The following is a 12,041-nucleotide window of genomic DNA, read 5'->3' as shown; positions in this document are numbered from 1 at the left end:
ATTGGACCGTTCCACCCTCCCTAAACAGAAATGTTGATAAATCAATGTTTTCTAGTGATAAAACAGTAAAAAAATTAGCGAAAAAAAATAAAAGTAAAGAAAAACTGTTACGTGAAATGTAACAGTTTACAACGTCGTTACGTCTGTTACATACTCTTTGAAAACGCACACAAACGTAAAATGGTGGAATATAATATAGATAGTGATTGAGGCTTATAAGAAAACAACTAACAAGCATTAATTACTAACTAGTACTAGTACAGAATTAAGCTTAAGCAAATGAACAAAGATGTTATTATATTATATTTTGAAAGGAAGTTACAACATGGCTAAAAGAATTGATAGTACACCAAGAAAAGATGGTTTCCGCATGCCCGCAGAATTTGAACCACAATCACAAATTTGGATGCTATGGCCTGAAAGAACAGATAACTGGAGAAGTGGTGCTAAACCAGCTCAAAAAGTTTTCAAAAATATTGCAGAAGCAATTAGTGAATTCGAAGATGTAACAGTTTGTGCATCTCCAGCTCAATTCCAAAACTGCCGTAACATGTTATCTTCCGACATCCGTGTCGTAGAAATGACAAGTAACGACTCCTGGATCCGTGACTGTGGCCCAACATTCGTAGTAAACGATAAAGGTGACGTACGTGCCATTGATTGGGATTTCAATGCGTGGGGCGGACTTCATGATGGACTATATTTCCCATGGGATCAAGATGAATTAGTAGCTCAAAAAGTTTGCGAAATCGAACGTGTTGATAGCTATCGTACACCTGGATTCGTTTTAGAAGGTGGTAGTATCCACGTTGATGGTGAAGGAACAGTTTTAACAACTGAAATGTGTCTTCTTTCCGAAGGACGCAACCCTCATATGACAAAAGAAGAAATTGAAGAAAAATTAAAAGAATACTTAAACGTTGAAAAAGTTATTTGGGTTAAAGATGGTATTGATCCATATGAAACAAATGGCCATATCGACGACGTTGCATGTTACATTCGCCCTGGTGAAGTTGGCTGTATCTGGACAGACGATAAAGAAAGTCAATTCTACCAAGCATGTCAAGATGCATACAAGACACTTAGCGAAGCAACAGATGCTAAAGGCCGTAAATTAAAAGTTCATAAATTATGCATGCCTAAAGAATACGTAACAATTAAAGGCGACTTTGAAATTGACTACGTAGAAGGAACATTACCACGTGAAGATGGTGAAGTATCAATCGCATCATACATGAACTTCTTAATTGTTAACGGTGGTGTAATCGTACCTCAATACGGTGACGTAAATGATGAACTTGCTCTTAAGACGATTCAAGAATGGTTCCCAGATCATAAATGTGTCGGCGTTCGTACAGAAGAAGTTGCCTTTGGTGGTGGTAATATTCACTGTATTACACAACAACAATGTAAATAAGATTCTATCTTATTAAAAGAGCATAGATAGTAGGGAGTCGTTCAAGATGAAAGGAAGAAAAAAATATCTTATTGTTAGTATCTGCATTTTCGTAATATTTATTTTCTGCTTTTCATTTTTGAATGGCCGGTCGCATCAAGGTCAAATTGAAACATTCACATTTGTTAAGAAATTTTTGGCTGATGATACGGGCGTTAAAGAAGTCCTCGTAGCTACCGGAAAAAATCTCGGTGTGATAACGCTCGTTCCAATCATAATTACTGTGATATTGGCTTTTGTTTTAAATGACGTTCTCTTAGCTTTAATAGTGGGTATTTTGACAGGATATGCCATTTGGGGAGCGAGTTTTGGAACCGGAAGTACAATTAGTAAAATTGGTGAAGTGTTCGGTTTGAGTTTTCAAACGATTTTCCACGTTGCAACTGATCCATTTAATTTACAGATTTTTGGAGTATGTTTTACGATTGGTGGCATGGTTGAATTAATTCATTCTAATGGAGGCTTTGCTGCTTTGGCAGATAGTTTACGACGAAGAATTGATTCACCGAAAAAAGCTGCTTTAACAGCACAATTAATGGGAAGTTGTTTATTCTTTGATGATTATGCCAATGTTTTAATAACAGGCCCTACAATGCAAACAATTACTGATAGTCAAGGTATTTCACGCGAGAAATTAGCGTATATTGTAGATTCAACAGCAGCTCCGGTTGCTGGTATGGTTGTAGTATCTAGCTGGATATCAGCAGAATTAGTTGCGATTAAAACGGGACTGGATCTCGCTGGTGTTCATGCTAGTGCTTACAATCAATTTGTCGGAAGTTTACCATATCGAACTTACAATTTCATGGCGTTATTTTTAATCTTTATCACTATCATATTAGGTCGTGAATATGGTCCCATGCTTTATGCAGAGAGACGCGCAAGAATTACATGCAAACGATGTAAACAAGAAGTATTAGAGTCACATGATGAAAAGATTGAAAAAGGCTGTATTTGGTCAGCGTTATTACCAATTATTACATTAATTATATATTCCGTAATTGGTTTTTATGTTGATGGAATGTCACAAGCAATCAAAGCTGGAGTTATTGACAAAAACGCAGGATTTTCGTTTAGCTACATACATTTAAGTTTTAGCTATGCAAATACTGTGAAAATAATTATCCAAGCTGCTTTGTTAGGAGCCGTTGTAGCTTTAGTCATGGGTTGTTTTACTAAAAAATTAAAATTTAGGGCCGGTCTGAAAGCTTGGCTAAAAGGTGCCCAAAGCATATTTTCAACAGTATTTGTGTTAGTGCTTGCTTGGTGTCTTGCTAAAGTGGTCGGACTTTTAGGAACCGCCTATTATTTAGTTGATTTAGTTAGTGCAAATGTACCTTACTATTTATTACCTGTCGTAATTTTTATCACATGTTGTGTAATTTCATTTGTAGTTGGTAGTTTTGGTTGTATGGCGATTGTGATGCCGATTGCTTTACCAGTTGTCTATAGTGCAGTGCAAAGTTCAGGTTTGGGTTATGCTGAACAGTTTGTTTTTGCATCAATAGCAGCAGTTCTCTCTGGAGCAGTATTTGGTGATAATTGCAGTCCAATTACAGATACAACGATATTGTCATCGGTTGGCGCCGGATGTCCGAATATCGATCATGTCAAAACACAATTACCTTACGCATTAACCGCAGCAATTAGCGCTGCAATCTTTGGATTTTTACCGGCGGGATTTGGAATTTCACCGTTTATTTCCTTAGTCGGTTGTACTATAAGTTGTCTCTTAACATTATTATTTATCGGTAAAAAGATTTAAAACATAAAATAGAATTCAACATTTCAGGAGGGTCTAACCATGGAAAAAGTTAGAAATTTAATTGATACACAAGATTTTACAAAAGAAGAACTTATTGACATTATCAACCTTTCATTAAAAATTAAGAAATGTATTAAGAATGGTTACTATCCAGATCTTATGAGACGCCAAACATTGGCAATGATTTTCCAACAATCATCCACACGGACACGTGTATCCTTTGAAACAGCAATGGAACAATTAGGTGGCCATGCTCAATATTTAGGACCAGGTATGATTCAATTAGGTGGACATGAAACAATCGGTGATACAGGTAAAGTGTTATCTGAATTAGTTGATATTATCATGGCACGTGTTATTGAACATAAAACAGTTGAAGAATTAGCTGACAACTGCACAATCCCAGTTATTAATGCGATGAGTGATTATAACCACCCAACACAAGAAATTGGTGATATGTGTACAATCTTTGAAAACTTACCACGTGGCAAGAAATTAGAAGATTGTAAAGTAGTCTTCGTTGGTGATGCAACACAAGTTTGTGCATCTTTAGGTATGATTACAACACACTTAGGTATGCATTTCGTACACTATGGACCAAAAGGACATCAATTAAATGATCATTTCAAAGAAATCATGGAAAAAAATGTTCAAGAAAATGGTGGTAGCTGGTTAGTAACAGATGATCGTAACTCTGTTAAAGGTGCTGACTTTATCTACACAGACGTATGGTATGGCTTATACGAAAACGAAATGCCAAAAGAAGAACGTGTGCGTGTCTTCAAAGACTTCCAAGTTAACCGTGAACTTATGCAATTAGGTAACTTAGGTTGCAAATTCATGCACTGCTTACCTGCAACACGTGGTGAAGATGTTACAGATGAAGTTGCTGATTCTGATGCATCATTATGCTGGGAAGAAGCAGGAAACCGTCTTACAGCTATGCGCGGTATCTTAGTATACTTAACACGTTACAAGAAAGAATCTTTAGAAGCAGAAAAAATTGCTGTCAAAGAAGAACTTGATATGTTCATGGCAGAAAAAGGCTTATTAAAAGAAGTAGATTAATAAACTGAAATAAACGTATTTCTGCATCTATTCAATTGTGGTAGGTGCAGAAATATTATTTATGAAAAGGAGTTGCTTAGAATGGCTAAAATTGTAATTGCTCTTGGTGGGAATGCTTTAGGAAAAACTGCAACAGAGCAACTTAAATTAGTTAAAAATGCCTCTAAGTCAATTGTTGATTTAGTTAAAGCAGGTAATGATGTTGTTATCGCACACGGAAATGGTCCTCAAGTTGGGATGATTAATTTGGCAATGAGTGTAGCTGCTGCTGATGGTGCAATTGCTGCTGATATGCCTTTCCCAGAATGTGGTGCTATGAGCCAAGGTTATATTGGTTATCATTTACAAAATAGTATTGATAATGAATTAAAACATCAAGGTATTGATCGAAAAGCAGTAACTTTAATTACACAAGTTTTAGTTGATGAAAAAGATCCTGCGTTTGCTCATCCAACTAAACCAATTGGAGCTTTCTATACGAAAGAAGAAGCAGAAAAGATTGCTGCAGAAAAAGGTTACGATATGGTTGAAGATGCTGGTCGTGGTTATCGTCAAGTTGTAGCATCACCAAAACCAATCGATGTTATTGAAAAAGCATCAATTAATGAATTAGTTAATGCTGGTAAAATTGTAATTACAGTCGGTGGGGGCGGAATTCCTGTTATTAAAAAAGATGGTAATTTAGTAGGCGTTCCAGCTGTTATTGATAAAGATTTTGCTAGTGCTAAATTAGCTGAATTAGTCGATGCAGATATGTTAGTTATTTTAACAGCGGTTGATAAAGTTGCGATTAACTTTGGTAAACCAAACGAAAAACATCTTGATCATATGAATCTTGATGAAGCTAAAAAATATATTGAAGAAGGTCACTTTGCTCCAGGTAGCATGCTTCCTAAAGTTGAAGCTGCGATGGCATTTGCTAAAGCTGGTGGTAAAGCCTTGATTGCTTCACTTGAAAATGCTGGTAAAGCAATTAATGGTGCAAGCGGAACACTTATTGAAAAGTAAACTATTGGATTAAGTAAAATAAAGGAGGGATTTAGATGGCCGAGCAAAAAGTTAGTGTATGGAAAAGTATCCTCTTTACAATTTGTAGTATCTTAGTTTTAGATACATTCGTAGCACCAGCTATCATCGGGGTATCATCTATTACACTTTGGATCATTACAGCAATTGTTTTCTTCTTACCTTATGGATTGGTTAGTGCTGAGTTAGGTAGTAACTATCCGGATGATGGTGGTATTTATAGTTGGGTTAAACAAGCCTATGGTGAAAAAACAGCCGTTATGGTTGGTTGGTACTACTGGGTTAACGTAGCATTTTGGATGCCAGCTGTATTTATTGCTTTCTCATACTGGATTAGCTACACATTTATGCCAGATGCATCACCTTGGGTTTTATGTGGTTTAGCAGTTGCAATGTGCTGGTTGATCGTTTATATCGGTATCCGGGGTGTCGATTTATCAGTTACAGTTTCTAATATTGCAGCTATTTGTAAAGTTGCTGTTTTACTTATTTTCGGATTTTTGGGAATTGCTTATGCAATTAAATTCGGTGCAAACAATGATTTCTCATTACATGCATTTATCCCAAGTTTTGACAACACAACACAATATATTTCTGCCATTGCCTACAACTTATTAGGGTTTGAATTAATTGGTTCTATTGGTAGCCAAATTGAAGATCCTGAAAAAACAATTCCAAAAATGACAGTTTTTGCGGGTGTAATTATTACAGCGTTATATGTTTTTGGTACATTCGGCGTTTTAGTAGCTTTACCAGCTGATAAAATTGACTCAGCTGATGGTTTCTTCTACGCATTACAAGAATTATGTAGTGTCTTTGGACCAACTCTTTCACGTCCAATTTTCGTAATTGTTATTGTAGTTGCTGCATTAACACTTGTATCTAACATGGTTTCATGGGCATTAGGTGCTAATGAAGTGCTTTCTGCTTCAGAATTAGACAAACGTTCTAAATGGTTAGGACATAAGAACAAGAAATACGGTACACCAGATGGTTTATACATTATTATGGGTCTTATTTCAACATTCTTATTAGTATTAAACTTTAGCTTATCTAAAGATGCTAACCAAATTTTCTGGGTAATCTTATCATTTAGTTTCGTAGTCTTCATGTTGCCATACCTCTTCATGTTCCCTGCAGCTATTACATTACGTAAGAAGAACAAAGATATGAAATATGTCTACAAAGTACCTGGTGGAGAATGGGGATTGAAACTTTGTGTATTCCTTTGTGAAATCTGTGTACTTGCTTCTATCTTCTTCTTATTCAAAGATAGTGGTGGCGGAATTGGCTTATGGACATTAATTATCGGTACAGCAATTACAACCTTCTTTGGTTGGTTATTAATTCGTGCTGGTGAAAAAGCTGATGTTTAAAATAGTATAAATAATAAAATTGAAAAGAGTCGCGATTTTTAATCGCGGCTCTTTTTTAATCTTAATAAGGATATTTAATTTATAAAAAGTGATTAGAAGAATGAATTTAATTATGCTAAGATGAAATCATTATAATATGAGGAGTATTAATGTGAAAAAATATTTATTACCAATTGGAGCGTTTATAGGAATCGTTTTATGTGGAATTGCTGTTTTCTTTTTGATTACAGATGATACATCTAAAACACAAAAGAAAACACAAGAACCTAAACAAGAAAAGGTGACATCTAAAAAGAAAAAAGTCAAAAAAGAGAGTCATCAACAAGCGACTTCGAAGAAAAAAGTTGTAAAAAAAGCAACAGAAGACGTTACTAAAACACAGAAAACTAAAAAAGCGACTGGTATTCCTGCTTGGAACGAACCATCAGAACCAACCTATCCAACAATTAAAAATCCCAGTCAATTAGCTGTGAAAGTTTCTTTAGCAGATCAACGTGTTTATATTCAAGAAGCAGGTCAAACAATTTATACTATTGTATGTTCAACTGGGATTGAAAAGTTAGGTAATGGAACACCGAAAGGTCATTTTGTGATTGAACCAGAACGGGGACCAGCGAATTATTTTGCTAAATATAATGACTGGGCATATAACTGGATTTCCTTTAAAAATCATGGTGAATATTTATTCCATAGTGTTTTATTCTGGGATAAAGATCATGTAGAAGAGGAAGAAGCTGCTAAATTAGGACAAGAAGCTTCTCATGGATGTATTCGTATGTCATTGCCAGATTCAAAATGGTTTTATGATAATATTCCTACGGGAACACCAGTAGACATTTATTAGAAAATAAAGAAAAGGTGGTAATCCAAAGGTATGATCAACAAAAAATTGGTAAATACTGTTCCGAAAAGTAAAAAATATATTGCTTGGAATGTGGCGTTACAATGGATTGCTTTGCTGGCTAATGTAGTATTTATCTGTACAGTGGTGTCATTTATTGAACTGTTATATGAACTTTTATATTGGAAAATAGATACCCAAAAAGCAGTACTAATCCTAGTGGGAGTGACTGTTGTAACAATTATTATTAGAATGTTTTGTTCGTATCAAGCGACTAAAATGGCTTATTTGGCATCTAAAGAAGTTAAACAAAAATTACGTGCGCAAATTTATCAAAAACTTTTACGTTTAGGTGCGGGATATAACAAAGTTGTTAATACTTCTGAAATTGTGCAAGTTACAGTCGAAGGTACACAACAATTAGAAACGTATTTTGGGGCATACTTGCCGCAGTTTTTTTATAGTATGTTAGCACCATTTACATTATTTGTAGTGTTATCGTTTATTAGTTTGAAAACAGCTGTAGTTTTATTAGTGTGTGTACCGTTGATTCCGATTTTAATTGCATTGATTCAAACTTGGGCTAAAAAATTGTTATCAAAATATTGGGGACAATACACTGCTCTAGGGGATTCTTTTTTAGAGAATTTGCAAGGTTTGACTACTTTAAAAATTTACAATACGGATGATATAAAAAATCAAGAAATGAACCAAGAATCCGAAAAGTTTCGTAAAGTTACAATGCGTGTATTAACGATGCAATTAAATTCGATTACGATTATGGATTTAGTAGCTTATGGTGGTTCCGCATTGGGAATTATTCTAGCGATTAAAGAATTAATGGCAGGGAATATTGATTTTGGAGGAGCGTTAATTATCATTTTAATTGCCGCTGATTTTTTTATTCCAATGCGACAATTAGGGAGTTATTTTCACATTGCGATGAATGGAATGGCTGCTTGGAAGAAAATTGATCGGATTTTAAATCTGCCAGAAAAAGAACAAATCAATAAAGTAGATTTGAATTCAAAAGATTTTTCTTGGTTGGAATTTAGTGATGTTCATTTTTCTTATGAACCTGAACGTGAAATTTTAAAAGGGGTTAATATTAAAATTGATCATCAAGGCTTAATCGGAATTGTTGGTGAAAGTGGTAGTGGTAAATCGACTGTTGCCGGTATTTTACGCGGGGTTAATCAAAATTATTCGGGGCACGTTCAAGTTAATGGTGTTGAATTACACGATATTACAGAAAAAACGTTAATGCAAAATATTACAGCAGTTACACATAATAGTTATCTGTTTAAAGGAACTGTGCGTGATAATTTATTGATGGGAAATCCGCAAGCAACTGATGAAATGATGTTACAAGTATTGCGTAGAATGAAGCTGGTTGATTTTGTAATGAATTCAGGCGGTTTGGATATGCCAATTGCTGAAAAAGGACAAAATATTTCTGGTGGTCAGGCGCAACGTTTAGTCTTAGCGCGGGCTTTATTGCATGAAAGTCCGGTATATATTTTTGACGAAGCAACGTCGAATATCGATGTTGAAAGTGAACAAGCGATTTTAGATGAAATCACACGCCTAGCACAAGAAAAAATAGTAATTATGATTTCACACAGGTTAGCTAACTTTGTGAAGGCTAATCAGATTTTTGTATTGCATGATGGACGTGTAGTTGAAGAAGGTACACATGAAAAATTAATTACATCAGCAGGGAAATATCATGAAATTTGGCAAGTTCAAGAACGACTTGAAAAGGTTGGACTCGAGGAGGACGCATGAAAAAAAGAAGTAATATTAAAATAATGCTGAGACTGATACAACTTGTTAAGCCGTTGACAGTCTTTATGTTATTGGCGATTTTGATGGGTGTAGTGGGGCATTTAGCTGCCACTTTTATTCCGATTTTTGGTTCGTTAGCAGTTGTGAAAGTCATGGGGTTGCGAGGGCCGTTAACTATTCATGTGATATTTATTTTATTAGTGATTTTAGCTGTTGTACGGGGAATTTTACGTTATGCTGAACAAGCTTTTAACCATTATTTAGCTTTTAAAATTTTAGCGATTATTAGAGATCGTGTTTTTAAAGCTTTACGACGTTTGGCACCAGCTAAATTAGCTCATAAAGATAAAGGTGATTTGATTTCAGTTATTACGTCTGATGTGGAACTATTAGAAGTTTTTTATGCGCATACAGTTTCCCCCATCTGTATTGCAGGTATTTATACGGTAATTATGACTGTGTTTATCGGACATTTTTATTGGGTATTAGGTTTAATAGCCTTGTTGGCTTATTTAACTATAGGTATATTAGTGCCGATTATTGTTACTAAATTTAGTCATGAAGGCTTGGCTTATCGACAAACAACAGGGAAAATGAGTAGTTTCGTACTGGATAGTTTAAGAGGGTTGAGTGAAATTATTCAATATGATCGTGGAGTGCAGCGGTTAACTTCAATGAATCAACAATCAGCAGATTTGGCTCAATATGAAGAAAAAATGAAATTAAGAACAGGGAAAAATATTGCGATGACTAGTGCGATTATTATTTGTTTTGATGTTTTAATGCTATTGGTTGCAGCGCGTTATTATCTGGTAGGGACGATTGGGTTTAGTGCGGTTATTTTAGCAACGGTTACTTTGATGAGTTCTTTTGGACCTGTGATTGCATTGGCTAATTTAGGGAGTACTTTAGAAAATACATTTGCAGCAGGAAATCGAGTGTTGGATATTTTAGATGAAGAACCGGTTACGAAGGTGATTACTAATCAAGCTGAAGTAGCTTATCAAGGAGCAGCTTTAGAAAATATTTCTTTTGCGTATGATCAAGAACAAATTTTACATGATATTACGATGGATTTTGACAAAGGGAAAATTATTGGGATTAAAGGTAAAAGTGGTTCTGGAAAATCGACTATTTTGAAGTTGTTGATGCGTTTTTGGGAAGTAGATCAAGGGAGAGTCGCTATTTCTGGGCGTTCTGTTAATGAAATTAATACTGCTAATTTACGCGAAATTGAAAGTTTTGTGACGCAAGAGACACATTTGTTTAAAGATACTATTTATGCCAATTTAAAAATTGCTAAACCACATGCGACGAAAACTGAAATGGAACAAGCATGTCAAAAAGCGGCAGTCCATGATTTGATTATGAGTTTACCTAAGGGATATGAGACGCAAGTTGGTGAATTAGGAGATTTACTATCTGATGGAGAGAAATTACGCCTGGGAGTTGCCAGGGCCTTTTTACATGATGGTGATTTATTATTATTGGATGAACCGACAAGTAATGTTGATAGTTTGAACGAAGCGATTATTTTAAATTCTATTAATAATGAAAAAGGCAAACGAACGGTTATCCTGGTGTCACATCGGAATTCAACTTTACGTGTTGCTGATCGAATTTATGAATTGAAGGAGGAACGTGAATCGTGAAGTTGAAAAGAATGATATATGTAGGATTAGGGTTGATTTGTTTAGCGTTAGGTACAGTGGGGGCATTTGTGCCGATTTTGCCAACAGTGCCATTTTATTTAGCGACGGCTTTCTTTTTTGGTCGGAGTTCGGAAAGATTAGATAAGTGGTTTAAGCAAACAGATTTGTATAAAAAACATTTAGAATCTTTTGTTATGAAAAAAGGGATGCTTTTAAAAACTAAAATTATGATTTTGGTTAGTGTTACAGTTGTCATGGGATTTGGTTTTTATATGATGAAACATGTTTTAGGGGGTCGAATTATTTTAGCTATTGTGTGGCTGGCACATGTTGTTTACTTTATTTTTGGGGTTAAGACGATACCGGAAGTTAAACCAGAAAACAATTGTTCTTCTAATCGTAATGATTAGTTAAGACATGAAAAAGAAAAAGGTTTTAATATCATTTTTTGTGGATATTGAAATCTTTTTCTTTTTTTATAAAAAAAGCTTGAAATTTAAATTTGAGATGCTATACTAATTAAGTCGCTGATTGAGCGACAATAAATTATTAATAAAAAAGCAAAATAAACTTGCATTTCATTTCATAATAGAGTATGATATTAAAAGTTGATTGCTTGAAATTCTTTTTTGAAAGAAAAAGTGATTAATAATAAATATAAAAAAGTTATTGACATTAAGTTGTTAACTTGATATACTAATTAAGTCGTTTCACAAGAGCGATTAATTAAAAAGTAGATCTTTGAAAACTGAACAAAGTTTCGACAAACCAAATGTGTAGGGTCTCTTGTTTTAAACAAGAGCAACAAACATTTGCGAAGTCAATTCGCTAGTAAAAAATAATGAGTCACAAATTCAAATTGAGAGTTTGATCCTGGCTCAGGACGAACGCTGGCGGCGTGCCTAATACATGCAAGTCGAGCGCAAAGTTTTATCACCGGATGCTTGCATCCACCGATAAAACTTTGAGCGGCGGACGGGTGAGTAACACGTGGGTAACCTGCCCAAAAGAGGGGGATAACATCTGGAAACAGGTGCTAATACCGCATAACTCAAGGAACCGCATGGTT

The 12,041-nt window shown here is 35.0% G+C and carries 9 protein-coding genes and 1 rRNA gene; all 10 read left to right on the top strand.

Going from position 1 to position 12,041, the window contains the following annotated elements:
• Window positions 1–325: 325 nt before the first annotated feature.
• A complete protein-coding gene (gene aguA, locus G540_RS0101530) occupies window positions 326–1,417 on the top strand; it encodes an agmatine deiminase (protein ID WP_027106572.1) in 1,092 nt (363 codons plus the stop codon).
• Window positions 1,418–1,463: 46 nt separating this feature from the next.
• A complete protein-coding gene (locus tag G540_RS0101525; RefSeq protein ID WP_027106571.1) occupies window positions 1,464–3,221 on the top strand; it encodes a Na+/H+ antiporter NhaC family protein in 1,758 nt (585 codons plus the stop codon).
• A 39-nt stretch (window positions 3,222–3,260) separates the two neighbouring features.
• Entirely contained in the window at window positions 3,261–4,289 is a 1,029-nt protein-coding gene (gene ptcA / locus G540_RS0101520; protein WP_027106570.1) for a putrescine carbamoyltransferase, read from the top strand.
• Window positions 4,290–4,370: 81 nt separating this feature from the next.
• The gene (gene arcC / locus G540_RS0101515) at window positions 4,371–5,297 is read left to right on the top strand and encodes a carbamate kinase (protein WP_027106569.1); all 927 of its coding nucleotides are present in this window, start codon (window positions 4,371–4,373) and stop codon (window positions 5,295–5,297) included.
• Window positions 5,298–5,332: 35 nt separating this feature from the next.
• The gene (locus G540_RS0101510; RefSeq protein ID WP_027106568.1) at window positions 5,333–6,691 is read left to right on the top strand and encodes an APC family permease; all 1,359 of its coding nucleotides are present in this window, start codon (window positions 5,333–5,335) and stop codon (window positions 6,689–6,691) included.
• Window positions 6,692–6,842: 151 nt separating this feature from the next.
• Window positions 6,843–7,535: a L,D-transpeptidase gene (locus G540_RS06840; protein WP_051188914.1), complete on the top strand. Its 693-nt coding sequence runs from the start codon at window positions 6,843–6,845 to the stop codon at window positions 7,533–7,535.
• Between the two features lie 30 nt (window positions 7,536–7,565).
• Entirely contained in the window at window positions 7,566–9,320 is a 1,755-nt protein-coding gene (locus G540_RS0101500) for an ABC transporter ATP-binding protein/permease (RefSeq protein ID WP_027106567.1), read from the top strand.
• On the top strand, window positions 9,317–10,972 hold the full coding sequence (locus G540_RS0101495; RefSeq protein ID WP_027106566.1) for an amino acid ABC transporter ATP-binding/permease protein: 1,656 nt from the start codon (window positions 9,317–9,319) through the stop codon (window positions 10,970–10,972). Before G540_RS0101500 ends, G540_RS0101495 begins: the two co-directional genes overlap by 4 nt.
• Window positions 10,969–11,382: a YbaN family protein gene (locus tag G540_RS0101490; RefSeq protein ID WP_027106565.1), complete on the top strand. Its 414-nt coding sequence runs from the start codon at window positions 10,969–10,971 to the stop codon at window positions 11,380–11,382. The genes G540_RS0101495 and G540_RS0101490 overlap by 4 nt, the downstream gene beginning before the upstream one ends.
• A gap of 445 nt (window positions 11,383–11,827) precedes the next feature.
• Window positions 11,828–12,041, top strand: a 16S ribosomal RNA gene (locus tag G540_RS0101485); the annotation flags it as partial.

The organism is Ligilactobacillus ceti DSM 22408, assembly GCF_000423245.1.
In the GTDB taxonomy this organism is placed as follows: domain Bacteria; phylum Bacillota; class Bacilli; order Lactobacillales; family Lactobacillaceae; genus Ligilactobacillus; species Ligilactobacillus ceti.
This window is presented reverse-complemented; position numbering and strand designations above follow the sequence as displayed.

What these genes read in the sequence shown, in the direction of transcription:
- aguA (WP_027106572.1), top strand. Translation starts at nt 326, where the DNA reads ATGGCTAAAAGAATTGATAGTACACCAAGAAAAGATGGTTTCCGCATG.
- G540_RS0101525 (WP_027106571.1), top strand. Translation starts at nt 1,464, where the DNA reads ATGAAAGGAAGAAAAAAATATCTTATTGTTAGTATCTGCATTTTCGTA.
- ptcA (WP_027106570.1), top strand. Translation starts at nt 3,261, where the DNA reads ATGGAAAAAGTTAGAAATTTAATTGATACACAAGATTTTACAAAAGAA.
- arcC (WP_027106569.1), top strand. Translation starts at nt 4,371, where the DNA reads ATGGCTAAAATTGTAATTGCTCTTGGTGGGAATGCTTTAGGAAAAACT.
- G540_RS0101510 (WP_027106568.1), top strand. Translation starts at nt 5,333, where the DNA reads ATGGCCGAGCAAAAAGTTAGTGTATGGAAAAGTATCCTCTTTACAATT.
- G540_RS0101500 (WP_027106567.1), top strand. Translation starts at nt 7,566, where the DNA reads ATGATCAACAAAAAATTGGTAAATACTGTTCCGAAAAGTAAAAAATAT.
- G540_RS0101495 (WP_027106566.1), top strand. Translation starts at nt 9,317, where the DNA reads ATGAAAAAAAGAAGTAATATTAAAATAATGCTGAGACTGATACAACTT.